Origin of the sequence: Nitrobacter sp. TKz-YC01, assembly GCF_047824785.1 — a bacterium.
Taxonomy (GTDB): Bacteria; Pseudomonadota; Alphaproteobacteria; order Rhizobiales; family Xanthobacteraceae; genus Nitrobacter.
This window is the reverse complement of record NZ_CP181167.1, coordinates 1,777,659-1,793,655: the sequence shown is the minus strand read 5'-3', so window position 1 is coordinate 1,793,655 and position 15,997 is coordinate 1,777,659. Positions and strand designations below refer to the sequence as shown.

At 62.7% G+C, this 15,997-nt stretch carries 12 protein-coding genes; 3 read left to right on the top strand and 9 right to left on the bottom strand.

Annotated elements, in window-relative coordinates; genetic code table 11:
* Positions 1-39: 39 nt before the first annotated feature.
* The 5 genes from ACMYR2_RS08425 to dusB form a co-directional block, all read right to left on the bottom strand.
* Positions 40-1,410 carry a sigma-54 dependent transcriptional regulator gene (locus ACMYR2_RS08425; protein WP_347262903.1) on the bottom strand — a complete coding sequence of 457 codons (1,371 nt, stop codon included), beginning with the start codon at positions 1,408-1,410 and terminating at the stop codon, positions 40-42.
* Between the two features lie 17 nt (positions 1,411-1,427).
* Positions 1,428-3,728 carry a PAS domain-containing sensor histidine kinase gene (locus ACMYR2_RS08420; protein ID WP_347262902.1) on the bottom strand — a complete coding sequence of 767 codons (2,301 nt, stop codon included), beginning with the start codon at positions 3,726-3,728 and terminating at the stop codon, positions 1,428-1,430.
* Between the two features lie 142 nt (positions 3,729-3,870).
* Positions 3,871-5,310 (bottom strand): nitrogen regulation protein NR(I), encoded by a 1,440-nt coding sequence (ntrC, locus tag ACMYR2_RS08415; RefSeq protein WP_347262901.1) that lies wholly within the window; start codon positions 5,308-5,310, stop codon positions 3,871-3,873.
* Positions 5,311-5,317: 7 nt separating this feature from the next.
* A complete protein-coding gene (locus ACMYR2_RS08410) occupies positions 5,318-6,493 on the bottom strand; it encodes a nitrogen regulation protein NR(II) (RefSeq protein WP_347262900.1) in 1,176 nt (391 codons plus the stop codon).
* On the bottom strand, positions 6,490-7,554 hold the full coding sequence (dusB, locus tag ACMYR2_RS08405) for a tRNA dihydrouridine synthase DusB (protein ID WP_347262899.1): 1,065 nt from the start codon (positions 7,552-7,554) through the stop codon (positions 6,490-6,492). The genes ACMYR2_RS08410 and dusB overlap by 4 nt, the downstream gene beginning before the upstream one ends.
* A 202-nt stretch (positions 7,555-7,756) precedes the next feature.
* Here dusB and ACMYR2_RS08400 point away from each other — a divergent pair, with 202 nt between their 5' ends.
* A complete protein-coding gene (locus ACMYR2_RS08400; protein ID WP_347262898.1) occupies positions 7,757-8,953 on the top strand; it encodes a bifunctional 2-C-methyl-D-erythritol 4-phosphate cytidylyltransferase/2-C-methyl-D-erythritol 2,4-cyclodiphosphate synthase in 1,197 nt (398 codons plus the stop codon).
* 1 nt (position 8,954) lies between these two features.
* On the top strand, positions 8,955-9,578 hold the full coding sequence (locus ACMYR2_RS08395; protein ID WP_347262897.1) for a CinA family protein: 624 nt from the start codon (positions 8,955-8,957) through the stop codon (positions 9,576-9,578).
* 128 nt (positions 9,579-9,706) lie between these two features.
* On the opposite strand, the gene ACMYR2_RS08390 is transcribed toward ACMYR2_RS08395, so the two are convergent.
* Both ACMYR2_RS08390 and lipA read right to left on the bottom strand, forming a co-directional pair.
* The gene (locus tag ACMYR2_RS08390) at positions 9,707-10,174 is read right to left on the bottom strand and encodes a type II toxin-antitoxin system RatA family toxin (protein ID WP_347262896.1); all 468 of its coding nucleotides are present in this window, start codon (positions 10,172-10,174) and stop codon (positions 9,707-9,709) included.
* 11 nt (positions 10,175-10,185) lie between these two features.
* Positions 10,186-11,145, bottom strand: a complete 960-nt coding sequence (lipA, locus tag ACMYR2_RS08385) for a lipoyl synthase (RefSeq protein WP_347262895.1) — start codon at positions 11,143-11,145, stop codon at positions 10,186-10,188.
* Between the two features lie 228 nt (positions 11,146-11,373).
* On the opposite strand from lipA, the gene ACMYR2_RS08380 reads away from it, so the two are divergent.
* Positions 11,374-11,994 carry a DNA-3-methyladenine glycosylase gene (locus ACMYR2_RS08380; RefSeq protein ID WP_347262894.1) on the top strand — a complete coding sequence of 207 codons (621 nt, stop codon included), beginning with the start codon at positions 11,374-11,376 and terminating at the stop codon, positions 11,992-11,994.
* On the opposite strand, the gene ACMYR2_RS08375 is transcribed toward ACMYR2_RS08380, so the two are convergent.
* Together ACMYR2_RS08375 and ACMYR2_RS08370 are read right to left on the bottom strand one after the other, a co-directional pair.
* Positions 11,975-13,141 carry a CynX/NimT family MFS transporter gene (locus ACMYR2_RS08375; RefSeq protein ID WP_347262893.1) on the bottom strand — a complete coding sequence of 389 codons (1,167 nt, stop codon included), beginning with the start codon at positions 13,139-13,141 and terminating at the stop codon, positions 11,975-11,977. The two genes, ACMYR2_RS08380 and ACMYR2_RS08375, sit on opposite strands and share 20 nt — an antisense overlap.
* Entirely contained in the window at positions 13,138-15,996 is a 2,859-nt protein-coding gene (locus ACMYR2_RS08370) for a valine--tRNA ligase (protein ID WP_347262892.1), read from the bottom strand. Before ACMYR2_RS08370 ends, ACMYR2_RS08375 begins: the two co-directional genes overlap by 4 nt.
* Between the last annotated feature and the right edge of the window lies 1 nt (position 15,997).

Genomic DNA, 15,997 nt, shown 5'->3' with positions numbered 1-15,997 from the left:
TCTTCACGCGAACCGGTGTCCACTTCGCTTGAAAACGCTCTAGTTGACGCCGAGCGCCTTGAGCTTGCGATGCAGCGCCGAGCGCTCCATGCCGACAAACTCCGCCGTCCGGGAGATGTTATTGGAGAAGCGGCTGATCTGCGCGATCAGATAATCGCGCTCGAAAACCTCGCGGGCCTCGCGCAGCGGCAGGCCCATGATGTGCTCGCCATTGACGCCCGACGGCATCGCCGGAACCATGGAGCCGACATCCTGCGGCAACATATCCGCGGTGATGACGACCTCCGGTCCCCCGCCGGCCAGGATCATCACGCGCTCGACATTGTTTCGGAGTTGCCGAACGTTGCCGGGCCAGACATGCGATTGCAGCACCGCCATCGCGTCATCACCGATCTTGCGCTTGGGCAAACCGCTCGTGGCGGAGATATGATCCATGAAGAACTCGATCAGTTCGGGAATATCCTCGCGGCGTTCGGACAGTGGCGGAACACGGATCGGCACCACCGACAGCCGATGATAGAGGTCTTCACGGAACCTGCCCGCCGCAATCTCCTCCTCCAGGTTGCGCGCTGTCGACGAAATGATGCGCACATCCACCTTTATCTTGGTCGCGCCGCCTGAGCGCTGAAAGGTCTGATCGACCAGAACCCGCATAATCTTGTTCTGGGTTTCGCGCGGCATATCGCCGATTTCGTCGATGAACAGCGTCCCGCCATGCGCCTCTTCCAGCGCGCCGGCCTTGCGAGGCTGCTGACCATCGCTCTGCTCGACGCCGAACAGTTCGGTCTCCATTCGCTCCGGCGTGATCGCGGCAGCGTTGATGACAACAAACGGAGCCTCGGCACGGCCCGACTGATTGTGAAGCGTTCGCGCCGCCAGCTCCTTGCCGGATCCGGAGGGGCCGACGATCATGATGCGGCTGTTGGCTTTCGCCGCGCGCTCGATGGTTTGCCGAAGCTGGTTCATGCATGGCGAACGTCCGACCAGCGTGCTTGCCGCGGGCGCAAGCTGCTTCAATTCACGAACCTCGCGCTTCAGACGTGAGGTTTCAAGCGCGCGCGTCGCCACCAGAATCAGGCGGTCGGCCTTGAACGGCTTTTCAATGAAGTCGTAAGCGCCGCGCTTGATGGCCGCGACAGCCGTTTCGATGTTGCCATGACCGGAGATCATGACGACCGGCATCTCGGGGCTGTCCTGCTTGATCATCTCGAGCAGCTGGAGCCCGTCGAGCTTGCTGCCTTGCAGCCAGATGTCGAGAAACACCATGTGCGGACGGCGACTTGAAACCTCCGCCAGCGCCTCATCGCTGTTGCGCGCGGTTCGGGTCGTGAACCCCTCGTCTTCCAGGATGCCCGCGACGAGGTCGCGAATGTCCGCCTCGTCGTCAACAATCAGAATATCGTGTGCCATGAATTGGATCCGCCTCGTCAGCCGCCGGTAGCAACCTCAGTCCTTGTTTCTTCTCCGGTCAGGATATCCCCGTTAGTCGCTCCATCATTCCCAATGGTTCCCGCATTCGCCGGCCCCGTTGCTGCAAACCGCAACCGCATCCAGGCTCCCCGCGCTTCCGGTCTGATCGCCGAGGCGTCGTTGAGCTCAAGCTTTCCGCCATGGTCCTCCAGGACGCGCCCCACGATCGCAAGACCAAGGCCGGTACCTTTTTCGCGTGTCGTCACGTAAGGCTCCAGCAGCCGCGCGCGCGCAACTTTCGGCAAGCCGACACCATTGTCGATCACGTCAATGATGATGTCGTCCTCTTCCTGCGCAGCGATGACGTCGATCCGCCCCTTTCCAAGCACCTCCGGCGGCACCGCTTCGATGGCTTCGGCCGCGTTCTTGATGATATTGGTCAGCGCCTGCGAGATCAGCCGCCGGTCAAACTGCGCGCGCATGGGTTCTTGCCTGATGTCGGCCTCGATATCGACCTCGGGATGTCCGACGCGCATGAGAAAAACAGTCTGACGGACCGTATCGGCGACATCCTCTCCTTCCATCACGGGCTTCGGCATTCGCGCGAAACGCGAGAACTCATCGACCATCCGCCTGATATCCTCGACCTGACGCACGATTGTGTCGGTGCATTGCTCGAAGATCGGCTTGTCCTGAGTGATCACCTTGCCGAATTTACGGCGGATGCGTTCGGCCGAAAGCTGGATCGGCGTTAACGGATTCTTGATTTCGTGAGCGATCCGTCGCGCCACGTCGCCCCAGGCGGACGTGCGCTGCGCGGTCACAAGCTCCGTGATATCATCCAGGGTGATGATGTAGCTGTCTCGCGACTGGCTGGTTTGCTCGGCGCTGACGCGCACCGAGATGTTGCGCTCATTGCCGTCGCGGTTGAGCGTGATCTGGCCCTGCACCAGCCGTTGCGCCCCTTCCCTCGCCGCCTGCATGAGATCGCTCAGTTCGGGAATCACCTCGGACAGCGGATGCCCCAGCGTTTCCGATTCCGAATGGCCGATCAGCTTCTCCGCCGAGCGGTTCAGGATGCGGATGGTGTTGGCGCCGTCGACGCCGATGATCCCGGCGCTGGCCGATGACAGCACCGCCTCGATGAAACGGCGCCGGCTGTCGATCAGGCCGCTCGCATTAACGAGCTCGTCGCGCTGGGTGCGCAATTCGGCGGTCATCTTGTTGAAAGTCTCGCCAAGCTGCGCCAGGTCGCCTTCGGATTTCAAAACGGGAACCTGAACGTTCAGATCGCCGGTGGACACGATGTTGGCCGCGTTCATCAGGCGTCGGACGGGAGCGACGAACCGGTCCGCGAAGTTCAGGCCAAGCAACACCGACGCCATCAGGATGGTCAGCGCGATCACTGCGAACATCAGTGCGAGCGCCACCTGGATGCCGAGACGCCGGGCCTCGATCGTGGCGTATTCGGCAATGCTCGATTCGGTCTGCTTCAGTTGCGAGACGACATAGGGATCGAGCAATCTCGCGACGTAAAGGAACGTGTCCTGAAACGCGCGCAGACGAATGACGGCGGCGACATAGTTCGCCTCCGGAATGAGCGCGATCTGCGGATCGTCCTCGTTCACATTCTTGAGAATATCGGGGTTCGGTGTGTCATAGGCTCGCTTGATTCCGGTTTGCGCCGATACGAGCAGATGACCGTCCTTATCGATCAGCATCGCGCCAGGAAGGTTGCGCGCCTTGGCGCTTGAAGTCAGGAGCTGGAGAAATGTCACGCGGTCCTGATCGTACAGCGGCCGCGCGTTGGAAATGTCGTTGGCCATGCCCAGGATATCGCCCCGAATCAGTTGGGCATGCTCGTTCGCATAGGCGTGCGCGACGATCCGCGAGTTCTCAATGACTTCCTTGATCGGTCCTGAAAACAGACGGTCGAGGCCGCGATCGATCGTGATGCTGGCGACAACCGAAACCACGACCGCCGGCAGCACGGCAATGATCGAGAACAGACCGACGACCTGGACATGCAGCTTCGCCGCGGCGCGACCCCGGCGGCGGGCTTGCATGACACGCCAGACCTCGCGAGCGATAATGCCGACGAGCAGAAGGATGATGCCGGCGTCGACCAGCAAGAACGTAATGACGACCCGGTGCGTCGGCTCGATCGGCGTGAGACCGACCAGAACCACGAACGTCAGGAATGCCGACAGCAGCGCCAAACCGATGGCGACAGGCGCCAATAGCCGGCGCATCGTCCAGCCACGCGACTCGGCGAGTGTCGGATCGTGCGAGGGAACCGGCGTATCTGCTGTGGTCATCCGCGTGAAAGCTGGGCGTTTAAGCTGGCGTCAGTGCAACCAGCGAACTGATGCAACAGTACAACAATGTTGCACAATTGGGACATTTCCGCGGCGCAAACAACAGCCGCGACCGACAACGGATTCTTCGCTCGAAACCGCTCTATCCTCCGGACCGGTAGACCTGGATATCCAGATCGCGGATCTTTTTGCGGAGCGTGTTGCGGTTCAAGCCTAAAAGGTCGGCTGCGCGGATCTGGTTGCCACGGGTCGCCGCCAGCACGGCGGTAAGAAGCGGGACCTCGATCTCCCTGAGAACACGATGATACAGGCCCGGCGGCGGAAGCCCGTTCGGGGAGTCTGAGAAAAGCGACGACATGTACATCTCGACGGCGCCACCGAGACTATTGATGTTTTGTCCGGTGCCTCCTGAGGTCACCTCAGGAGATGCAAGCTCGCAATCGATCACCGGAGCGGTGATGATATCCTGCGGGTAGAGCGCGGCCAGCCTGCGCGCGAGGTTTTCAAGCTCACGGACGTTGCCGGGCCAGCGGTGCCGCTTCAGGCGCTCAAGCGCAAGCGCATCCAGATTCTTGGGCGGCAGTCCATCCTTTTCGGCAAGCACGAAAAAGTGCCTGATCAGATCCGGCAGATCGTCGATGCGTTCGCGGAGCGGCGGCAGGCGAAGCGGCACCACGTTGAGGCGGAAAAAAAGATCCTCGCGAAACAGCCCCTGCTGAATCAGGACACGAAGATCCTTGTTGGACGCGGCAACGATGCGGACATCCGTCTTGATGGCCGTCCTTCCCCCGACGGTGGAATATTCACCCTGCTGAAGCACGCGAAGCAGACGTGTCTGCGCCTCCATCGGCATGTCGCCGATTTCGTCCAGAAAGAGAGTCCCTCCTTCTGCCTGCTCAAAACGGCCAAACGCGCGGGCGTTAGCGCCGGTGAAAGCGCCGCGCTCGTGACCGAACAACTCCGATTCGATCAGGTCGCGGGGAATCGCCGCCATATTGACGGCGACGAAAGGGCCGCTGCGACGCTTGCCGTAGTCGTGAAGCGCACGCGCGACAAGTTCCTTGCCGGTGCCGGACTCACCGGAAATCATCACGGTCAGGTCCGTCTGCATCAGCCGCGCCAGCACACGGTAGATTTCCTGCATGGCCGGGGATCGACCGATCAGCGGCAGGGAATCGCCTTCATTCTCATCGCCGCGGCTGGCCGCGCTCTCCTTCGGCTCGGCAAGCGCACGGCCGACGATTGCGATCAGTTCCTTGAGATCGAACGGTTTCGGAAGATATTCGTACGCACCGCGCTCCGAGGCGCGGATCGCCGTCATGAAGGTGTTCTGCGCGCTCATCACGATGATCGGCAGGTTCGGCCTGATCTTCTTGATGCGAGGCAGGAGGTCGAAGGCGTTCTCGTCCGGCATCACCACGTCGGTGATGACGATATCTCCTTCGCCCTGGCTGACCCATCGCCACAGCGTTGCGGCATTCCCGGTCAGGCGCACGTCATATCCGGCGCGCGACAGCGCCTGATTGATCACCGTGCGGATAGCCCCGTCATCATCGGCGACAAGTATGTTGGCTGGAGACATTTTGTCCTCATGATGGATGGCGCGCGGAGCGTGACGGCATTCCGGACGCGGCAGCCTCGTCGCCCTGCCGGTGTACCGGACCGGAATCGAACATCGGCAGCAGGATCCGGAAGTTGGTCTTGCGCGGCTGCGACTCGCACTCGACGATGCCGCCATGGTCCCCGACGATCTTCGCGACCAGCGCCAGACCGAGCCCGCTGCCGGTCTGCTTGGTGGTGACGAACGGATCGAACAGGTTTGGAAGCAGATCCTCCGCCACGCCGGGACCATTGTCCTTGACGCAAAATTCCAGTGGCAGCGAAACCCGCGTTTTCTTGCCCGGGAGAGAAAGGCGCAAGCCGGGACGGAATGCGGTCGTGAACTGGATTTCTCCCTCTTCCCCGAGATCGGAAACAGCTTCGGCGGCATTCTTGACAAGGTTCAGAAAGATTTGAACCAGTTGATCCCGGTCGCCGAGAACCGGCGGAAGCGACGGATCGTAATCCACGGTGAACCTGACGTTTCGCGCGAAGCCGGACTGCGCGAGCCGTTTGACATGATCGAGCACCGCGTGAATGTTGACCGGGCCCCGCCTGATCGGCCGCTCGTCGCCGAATACCTCCATGCGATCGACCAGCGTGACGATACGGTCCGCCTCGTCGCAGATCAGCCGGGTCAGCATTCGATCGTCCGGCGTCGCCCCCTGTTCGAGAAGCTGCGCCGCGCCGCGGATGCCGGAGAGCGGGTTCTTGATCTCGTGCGCGAGCATGGCTGCAAGCGCCGTCACCGAGCGCGCCGCGCTGCGATGGGTCAATTGCCGATCCATCTTGTCGGCGATGGTGCGCTCCTGGATCATCACCACGACGTGAGCGGGCCGTTCGGTCAGGGGCGCGACATGCAGGTCGACCTGGCGATCCCGGCCGATCCTCGGCGTGCCGAGATCAACCCTGAACTCGTTGACGGGCGCGCCGCTGTCGCGAACCTGATCGATCAGGGCCAGGAGCGGACTGCCAAATGGAATGAGCTGCTTCAGCGGCTCACGTTGCAGGAACTGCTTCGACATCTCGAAGAAAGCCTCCGCCGCCATGTTGGCGTCAACGATCCGGCCGTCGGGCGCGATCAGCAGCACAGGATTTGGAAGCGCGTTGAGAATGGCTTCGCCATCGGAGGATGCGACACGCGGATGCTGCGCAATCGACATCATGCCGCGGCCCTCCACTCGAAATCATCGAACGCATCCACCAGCAACCGCTGCACGCCGGAGGGATCATCGGCCGTCAGAATTTTCGTACGCCACGATTTCAGGACCGGTGCCGGCACGGCGCCAAGCGTCGCCGCCGTATCGAGCGTCCAGCCAAGATGCTTTCGCGCATGACGAAGCCCGATGCGCAGGCCGTAATGCAGGAGCAGGTCGTCATGGAGCGTGCGGATATACGCCAATTGATCCGTGAGCGAAGGATGCGGTTCCTCAATGCCGGTTTCGAGCCGCCGCCCGATCTGACCCGGCAGCCAGGGGCGGCCCTGCGCGCCGCGGCCCACCATGACCGCATCCGCCGCCGACGCCTCCAGCGCAGCAACGGCTGCGTCGAACGAGGTGATGTCGCCGTTGACGACGACCGGAATGCGCACCGCTTCCTTCACCGCCCGCACGGCCCGCCAATCGGCACATCCTTTGTAGAACTGGCAGCGCGTGCGGCCATGAACCGTAATCATCCGCACGCCGGCGGATTCGGCGCGTTGCGCCAGCGAAGGCGCGTTGAACGAGCGATCGTCCCATCCGAGGCGCATTTTGAGTGTGACCGGCACGTTCACCGCGCCGACCGTCGCCTCGATCAGGTCGAGGGCATGGTCGGGATCGCGCATCAGCGCCGAACCCGACTGGCCACCCGTCACGTGACGGGCGGGACACCCCATGTTGATATCGATGATGTCGGCGCCGGACGCCTCGGCGATCCGCGCGGCTTCCGCCATCCAGCGCGTCTCGCAGCCGGCAAGCTGAACGACGTGCGGCCCGTGACCGGTGGCTTCGCAGCGCAGCACCGACATCGGACGCCCGCGGACGAGATCGTCACTCGCGGTCATTTCGGAAATGACGAGCGCCGCCCCGAGCGCTTCGGCAAGGCGTCGAAACGGCCTGTCCGTGATCCCCGACATCGGCGCAAGAAGAACGCGGTTGCGGATGGAAACATCTCCAACCGTGAACGGTCCGAGACTTGATGACGGAGGAGAAGATGACGGAGGGGAACCTGTCAGGCTATTGCTCATGGTCCAACCGTTCCGCCGCTAGGTTCTGGCCAGCTTATTTATTAGGCAAGGATGTATTGTGCCTACACAATAACCAGTTCCAACTATCTTGCCAACTGCGCCTGCACCGAATAATTCGCGGCCTGGTCCGGACGCCTGCATTTTTTGCTGACGGCATGGTAAGGGCCTGCTCGAACACCCTGGTTCCTTCACAGCGAGTCCAATGCCCACCTCAAAACGAACTGCCGCCATCATTGTTGCCGCGGGCCGCGGTCTCCGCGCGGGGGCGGGCGGCCCCAAACAGTACCGGACGATTGGCGGACGAACCGTGATTTCGCGGGCGATGGAGGCTTTCTGCCAGCATCCCGACGTATTCGCGGTTCAGCCGGTGCTCAATCCCGATGACCTCTCGATGTTCAATCAGGCTGCCGCCCAGTTCCGCTATCGCCCGCCCGCGAATGGCGGGGCCACGCGCCAGGCTTCCGTTCGCGCCGGCCTCGAGGCGCTGGCGGCCGACGCGCCGGACATCGTGCTGATCCACGATGCCGCCCGCCCGTTCGTCACACCGGCGCTGATCACGCGCGCCATCGACGCCGCGGATAAAGCCGGCGCGGCGGTGCCCGCTATTGCAGTTACCGACACCATCAAACAGGTCGATGCATCCGGTGCGGTCAACGCGACCCCCGACCGCGCAAAGCTGCGGATCGCGCAGACGCCTCAGGCATTCCATTTCGATATGATACTCGATGCGCACCGCCGTGCGGCGCGCGAGGGCCGCGACGATTTCACCGACGACGCCGCGCTCGCCGAGTGGGTGGGATTGACGGTGGCGACATTCGAGGGCGATGCTGCGAACATGAAACTGACCACTCCCGAAGATTTCGTGCGTGAGGAAGCACGTCTCGCGGCCGCTCTCGGCGACATCAGAACCGGCACCGGCTACGACGTGCACGCCTTCGGCGACGGCGACCACCTCATGCTGTGTGGCGTGAAGGTGCCGCACAATCGCGGCTTCCTGGCGCACTCCGATGGCGATGTCGGCTTGCACGCGCTGGTCGACGCCATTCTCGGCGCGCTCGCGGACGGCGACATCGGCTCGCATTTCCCTCCGAGCGACCCGCAATGGAAAGGGGCGGCTTCCGACAGGTTTCTGAAGTATGCTATCGACCGGGTTACGGCGCGCGGCGGCCGCATCGCCAATCTCGAGGTCACCATGATATGCCAGCAGCCGAAGATCGGCCCTCTGCGCGACCAGATGCGAGCCTGCATCGCTGATATCACCGGGGTCGCGATCTCGCGTATCGCCGTGAAGGCGACGACCAGCGAACGGCTCGGCTTCACCGGGCGTGAGGAAGGAATCGCGGCGACCGCCAGCGCCACCATCCGCCTGCCATGGAACGACAAGGGCTGGGACACCTGACATGAGCAGCAGCGACGCACGCGCCCTGTCGCGTTCGCTGCTCGACATCTGCCGGATGCGCAAGCTCACGATCGCAACGGCCGAATCCTGCACCGGCGGACTGGTCGCCGGAGCGCTGACCGAGATTCCCGGCTCATCGGACGTCATCGATCGCGGTTTCGTCACCTATTCCAATAACGCCAAGCGCGCGATGCTTGGCGTCAAAGCCACTACGCTCGACAGTTTCGGCGCTGTCAGCAAGGAAACCGCGACCGCGATGGCGATCGGCGCGCTGGAACGGGCCGACACCGACCTGGCCGTTTCCATCACCGGGATCGCGGGTCCCGGCGGCGCGACGCCGGGCAAGCCCGTGGGTCTCGTTCATTTCGCGGCCGCGGCGCGTGACGGCCGCCTGATCCATCGGGAATGCCGCTTCGGCGCCATCGGCCGCAGTTCTGTACGGCAACGTTCTGTTGTCGAAGCCCTGCGGATGCTGATGGAATTGGCGCGCGGCCCAAAACCGCCCGCGAAAGTCCGCCGCGAAAGCGTCAGCCGATTGCGGCCGCGAGCAGCGCGGACGCCAGTGCGTCATACGTCCGAGCGGCGGCGCACAGGACCGGTAAAACCTTCGCCAAAGAAAACCTGAGAAGGCTGGAGCCCTTTCGTTTCTGATGGAATCAGAAGCGAGGCTCTATGATTCTGATTTGACGCGTTTTCTTTACGCGAACCGGTGTCCACTTCGCTTGAAAACGCTCTCAGATTTGTTTTGTCGCGTCAGTTCGCCAACTTCGGCGGACCATAGACGGCGGCGGCTCGCTTCTCGAATGCTGCCGCGAAACGCTGGAACGCGGCGTCGAACATCGCGCCCATCAGCATCGCCAGCATCCGGCTCTTGAACTCATAGGTGATGAAAAACCCGACGTCGCAGCCTTGATCCGGCCTGGGCTCGAAGGTCCAGCGGTTCTCCATATGGCTGAACGGCCCGCGCAGATATTCAACGACGATCTTCAGGTTCGGCCGATCCAGCGTCACCTTGCTCGTGAAGGTCTCGCGCACGAGCTTGAATGACACGGTCATATCGGCGACCACGATTTCTTTTCCGTCGGCCTCGGGCGTACGCTGCCGTACCTTCAACGACTGGCAAAGCGGCACGAAGTCCGGATAGCGCTCGACGTCCGCCACGAGATCGAACATCTCGCTCGCGCTGTGACGCACGCGGCGCTTGCTTGAAAACGACGGCATCCCGGGAACGCTTACAACGACAACGTGGCGCGGGCGGCCTGCAACTTTGCGAAGTCCTCGCCGGCGTGATGCGACGAGCGCGTCAGCGGGCTTGCCGACACCATCAGGAAACCCTTGGTGTAAGCGACGGTCTCATAGCTCGAAAACTCCTCCGGCGTGACGTAACGCATCACGGCGTGATGCTTGCGGGTCGGCTGCAGGTATTGCCCGATGGTGAGAAAGTCGACATCCGCCGACCGCAGATCGTCCATTACCTGCAAGACCTCATGGCGCTCCTCGCCGAGCCCGACCATGATGCCGGACTTGGTGAAGATCGCCGGGTCGATCTCCTTCACCCGCTGCAACAGGCGAATCGAATGAAAATAGCGGGCGCCCGGCCGCACCGTCAGGTAGCGCGACGGAACGGTTTCGAGATTGTGGTTGAAGACATCGGGCTTCGCCGCCACCACCTTTTCAAGCGCGCCTTGCTTGCGGAGAAAATCCGGCGTCAGGATCTCGATCGTCGTCGCCGGGCAGCGCTCGCGTATCGCGCGAATGGTCTGCGCGAAATGTTCCGCGCCTCCGTCGTCGAGATCGTCGCGATCAACGGATGTGACGACGACGTGCGCCAGCCCCAGCTTGCGCGTCGCCTCGGCCACATATTCGGGCTCGGACGCCTCGAGCGCGCCGGGCATTCCCGTCTTGACGTTGCAGAAGGCGCAGGCGCGGGTGCAGGTGTCGCCCATGATCATGAAGGTGGCGTGTTTCTTGTCCCAGCACTCGCCGATGTTCGGGCAGCCCGCCTCCTCGCATACGGTGACCAGTCCGTTCTCCTTGACGATCCGGCGCGTATCCGCATAGCCGCGCGTGTTCGGCGCGCGCACGCGAATCCAGTCCGGCTTCGGCGGCGACAACGAATCCGGCCGGTTGGCCTTCTCCGGATGCCGCGGCCGGACAGGATTGGCGGAAACCGTATCGAGGATGACGACCATGGATGATCCGTTATGCAAGAGACCTTAGAGTTTTTCACCGCTTCACGGAAACGGTGAAAGACTCTACCTTTATGTTTTGACGCGTTTTCTTCACGCGAACCGGTCTCCACTTCGCTCGAAAACGCTTTAGGTAATCCGCGCGGCGCAAGGCTGCAACCCGCTTCGCCATTGCCGGCTGATATGTAACATATTCCCCTGCCCCGCACGCTCCCCTTGATCCGACCGTAAATGACATTGCCCCAGCCACCCGACAGCCCAAATCCGCCTGCTCTCAGTAAGTCGCTCAAGCGCGCGTTTTTCGGGCGCAGCGTGCATGAGGTCGCTCCCGATCTGATCGGCGCGACGCTGCTGGTCGACGGCGTCGGCGGCATCATCGTCGAGGTGGAGGCCTATCATCACACCGAGCCGGCGGCGCATTCCCACCGGGGACCGACGCCGCGAAACATGGTGATGTTCGGTGCACCCGGATTCGCCTATGTCTATCGCTCTTATGGCATCCACTGGTGCGTGAACTTCGTCTGTGAAACGGACGGCTCCGCCGCCGCCGTTCTGATCCGCGCGCTGCAGCCGACCCACGGCATTCCGGCGATGCGGCGGCGGCGCGGACTGCATGAGGAGCGCCTCTTGTGTTCGGGGCCAGGCAGATTATGCCAGGCGCTCGGCATATCGATCACGCATAACGCGCTGCCGCTCGACGCGCCGCCGATCGCGGTCTTTCAGCGGAGAGACGAGGTTGACGTCATCGCCGGCGTGCGCATCGGCATCACCAAGGCCGCCGACCTGCCATGGCGATACGGCTTGAAAGGATCGAAATTCCTGAGCAAGCCGTTCAGGAGCGCCGGGTTCTGAAATCGATACCCAGCGGCAGAACGATCATCGGCACGACGGCAAGACCGATCGGCACGAAGGCAAAGACGGCGTTCCCGGTGATATCCCAGACCATCCCGCTGATGATGGAGATCAGCATGGCGATCCCGTAACCGATGGTGAACATTCCGGCCGAGTTGTGGGGGACGTCATCGGGAGCTACCAGCAGGGCCGGCAACGTCAGTACAAGAGTAATGCCCACGGCGCAGGTGAAGCCCACCAGCGCCGCTGAACCGACTATTCCCCAGGAGCTTGAGCTCGTCGCGGTGCCGAGGACAGCGAGCAGGCCGAGCGCGCCACAAAGAACCAGCGGCCATCTCCTCCGCTCAACAAGGCTGGCCGTCAGAATAAGAATGATCGACCCCGGCAACTGCCCGAGATTGAGCACCGATAGCGCAGGCCCGATCAGCTCGGTCTGGCCGTTCTGCAGCAGCAGGCCTGGCAGAAACGCATTCGTGCAGAAATAGAGCTGGTTGTTCGCACTGGCCACGAGGCCGATTTTCCACAGCAGCGGATCGCGCCAGTCCGGCATCCAGCGGCTGTGCTGAGCGGAGGCATGGTCCCCGCCCGGCCGGGCAACGAAGATGATCAACGCGATCGCCGCCGCCGCGACGGACCAGAGTTCAAGACTTCCGCGCCACCCGCCTCCCAGCAAGGGCACGGTCACCACGACAAGCACCACCGGAAAGATTTCGCCGCACAGCAAACCGTTGGTGTAGACGGCCGTGGCGAAACCGATCCGGCGAGGAACCCATTGCCGCACCAGCGGCGGAAACGCCGGCTGCATCAGGGCGACGCCCGCCGCCATCAGCGCGGTCGCCGCGAACAGCGTCATCGCGCCGATGGCGAAACCGCGCAGCGCCGATCCGACCGCTGCGATCAAAAGGCCGACGACGAGCGCCCTGACGGCGCCAACGCGCGCGATCAGCAGCGATCCGGGCACCGCGACAAGCGCGAACAAGCTGACCGGGATAGCATTGAGAATCCCGACCTCCGTGCCTGACAGCGCAAGATCGGAAATGATAAGCGCCAGTACCGGCGGCACCGCAAGGATCGTGAGCCGCAGCCCCACGCCCCCAAGCCATAGCAGACTCAAGGGGCGGAGTGACGACGATCGCCCGACACTCACTCAGCGGCCTTCAAACGCTCCAGCGCTTCGACGAACTTCGCCTTGCGCGCGACCGCTGCTTCCCGCTTTTCTTTTTCGTCCTCGACGATTTCTCCGGGCGCGTTGGCGATAAATTTCTGATCCGCCAGCTTGAGATCGACGCGATTGATGTCGGCGTCAGCCTTGGCGATCTCCTTCCCCAGACGCGTGCGCTGGGCGGCGACGTCGACGATGCCTTTCAACGGCAGCGCGACGACTTCGCCGCGGATCAGCAATTGCACGGCGCCCGCCGGCGCCTGATCCGCGAACGAGATATCCGCAAGCCGGGACATCCGCTTGATGACATCGCTCCAGCGCTGTGCCCGCGCCCTGCTCTCGTCGGACGCGCCTGCGAGCACCAGCGGCGCCAGAGTTGCGGGCGGAATATTCATCTCAGCGCGCACGGAGCGGATCGCCGTGACGAGATCGACCACCCAGCCGATCTCGGCTTCGGCGGCATCGTCGCGGAAGTAGGGTTCCAGCAGATCGGTTATCGGCTCCGACCCGATGAAGGGGTCGGCGGCCGCGATCAACGTCCGCCGCTTGCGGGTCAGATCGGCCTTGTTGGGCCACTCCGTCAGGGTCAGAAGTTGCGTCCGTTCCGATGTCACCGCCCATAATTCCTCGGTGATGAACGGCATGAACGGATGCAGGAGCTTCAGGATTTCATCGCGCGCCCAGGCCACCATCGCGCGTGTCTCGGACTTGGCGGGTCCGTCCTCTCCCAAAATGACGGGCTTTGCGAGTTCAAGATACCAGTCGCAATAGACGTTCCAGACAAAGCGGTAGATCGCGCCGGCGGCGTCATTGAAACGAGAGGATCCGATGGCCTCGGTGACCTCGCACGCAGCGCGCGCGGTCTCGTGGACGATCCATCGGTTGAGCGTCTCCGTCGCCGCAGTCGGATCGAACCCCGCGGGAACGAAGCAATCGTTCATCTCCGCGAAGCGGCACGCGTTCCAGAACTTGGTCGCGAAATTGCGATAGCCTTCGACCCTCTGCGGAGACAGCTTGATGTCGCGGCCCTGCACCGCCATCGCGGCGAGCGTGAAGCGCAGCGCATCCGCGCCGTACTTATCGACCAGATTCAGGGGATCGATGACGTTGCCCTTCGACTTCGACATCTTGGCGCCCTTCTCGTCGCGAACGAGCGCATGGATGTAGACCGTCGAGAACGGAGCTTGCTTCATGACGTGGATGCCCATCATCATCATTCGGGCGACCCAGAAGAAGATGATGTCAAAACCGGTGACGAGCACGTTGGTCGGATAGTAACGCTTCAGCTCCGGTGTCTCGTCCGGCCAGCCGAGCGTCGAGAACGGCCATAGCGCCGATGAAAACCAGGTGTCGAGCACGTCTTCGTCGCGCGTGATGAAACCGTCACGCTTCGCCGGATCGCTCGCCATTTCGGCGCCCTGCTCCGCTGTAATCACGCCCTGCTCGACGTAATAGCCGAGCGCATGGCCGATCGCCTCGTCCTCGGTCTCCGCAACGAACACCTTTCCGTCCGGCCCGTACCAGGCCGGAACCTGATGACCCCACCAGAGTTGCCGCGAGATACACCAGGGCTGGATGTTCTCCATCCACTCGAAATAGGTCTTCTCCCAGTTCTTCGGCACGAACGCCGTTTCGCCGGAGCGCACGGCGGCCATTGCCGGCCGCGCCAGTTCCTTGGCGTCGACGTACCATTGGTCGGTCAGGTAGGGCTCGATGACGGCGTTGGAGCGGTCGCCATGCGGCACCATATGCGCATGCGGCTCGATCTTGTCCAGAAAGCCGAACTCTTCGAGACGCGCCACGATCGCCTTGCGCGCGGCGAAGCGATCCATGCCGTCGAATTCGTCAGCCTGCATCAACGCGCCCGACGGCACGCCGCGCAGGAAATCCTCGTTGCCCGAAAGCGTCAGCCGTCCCTCGCGATCGAGCACGCTGATCTGGGGCAGATAGTGGCGTTTTCCCACCTCGAAGTCGTTGAAATCGTGAGCCGGGGTGATTTTGACCGCGCCGGTGCCCTTCTCCGGATCGGCATAGTCGTCGCCGATGATCGGAATGATCCTGCCAACCAGAGGCAGCACGACATTGCTGCCGATCAGGTGTTCGAGCTTCCCGTTCTCCGGATGCACGGCGACGGCCGTATCGCCCAGCATGGTCTCCGGCCGCGTGGTGGCGACGACGATATAGGTCGAGGAATCGCTCGGGTCGAAAGCCCTGCCCTCGATCGGATAGCGCAGATGCCACAGGCTGCCTTTCACCTCGACCTGTTTCACCTCGAGATCGGAGATCGCGGTGAGCAGTTTCGGGTCCCAGTTGACCAGCCGCTTGTCCTTGTGGATCAGGCCGGCGCGATACAACTCGACGAAAACCTTTGCGACCGCGCGTGACAGCCCTTCGTCCATGGTGAAACGCTCGCGCGACCAATCGCAGGACGCCCCCAGCCGTTTCAACTGGTTGACGATAACGCCGCCGCTCTCCGCCTTCCATTGCCAGACTCGTTCAAGAAACCTGGCGCGGCCCATCTCGCGGCGGCCGGGTTCCTGCCGTTCCGCCAACTGCCGTTCCACCACCATCTGGGTCGCGATGCCGGCATGATCGGTGCCTGGCTGCCATAGCACGTCGCGGCCGCGCATCCGCTCGAAGCGGCACAGCACATCCTGCAAGGTGTTGTTCAGCGCGTGCCCCATGTGCAACGAGCCGGTGACGTTCGGCGGCGGAATGACGATCGTGAACGGCTCAGCCTCGCGGCGTTCGGGCCGGCCAGCCTTGAACGCACCGGCATCCTCCCAAACGCGGGACATGCGGCTTTCAATATCGGAAGGCTGATAGGTTTTCTCGATCATG

Coding starts and splice junctions, on each gene's coding strand:
- ACMYR2_RS08425 (WP_347262903.1), bottom strand. CDS start 1,410: ATGGCACACGATATTCTGATTGTTGACGACGAGGCGGACATTCGCGAC.
- ACMYR2_RS08420 (WP_347262902.1), bottom strand. CDS start 3,728: ATGACCACAGCAGATACGCCGGTTCCCTCGCACGATCCGACACTCGCC.
- ntrC (WP_347262901.1), bottom strand. CDS start 5,310: ATGTCTCCAGCCAACATACTTGTCGCCGATGATGACGGGGCTATCCGC.
- ACMYR2_RS08410 (WP_347262900.1), bottom strand. CDS start 6,493: ATGATGTCGATTGCGCAGCATCCGCGTGTCGCATCCTCCGATGGCGAA.
- dusB (WP_347262899.1), bottom strand. CDS start 7,554: ATGAGCAATAGCCTGACAGGTTCCCCTCCGTCATCTTCTCCTCCGTCA.
- ACMYR2_RS08400 (WP_347262898.1), top strand. CDS start 7,757: ATGCCCACCTCAAAACGAACTGCCGCCATCATTGTTGCCGCGGGCCGC.
- ACMYR2_RS08395 (WP_347262897.1), top strand. CDS start 8,955: ATGAGCAGCAGCGACGCACGCGCCCTGTCGCGTTCGCTGCTCGACATC.
- ACMYR2_RS08390 (WP_347262896.1), bottom strand. CDS start 10,174: ATGCCGTCGTTTTCAAGCAAGCGCCGCGTGCGTCACAGCGCGAGCGAG.
- lipA (WP_347262895.1), bottom strand. CDS start 11,145: ATGGTCGTCATCCTCGATACGGTTTCCGCCAATCCTGTCCGGCCGCGG.
- ACMYR2_RS08380 (WP_347262894.1), top strand. CDS start 11,374: ATGACATTGCCCCAGCCACCCGACAGCCCAAATCCGCCTGCTCTCAGT.
- ACMYR2_RS08370 (WP_347262892.1), bottom strand. CDS start 15,996: ATGATCGAGAAAACCTATCAGCCTTCCGATATTGAAAGCCGCATGTCC.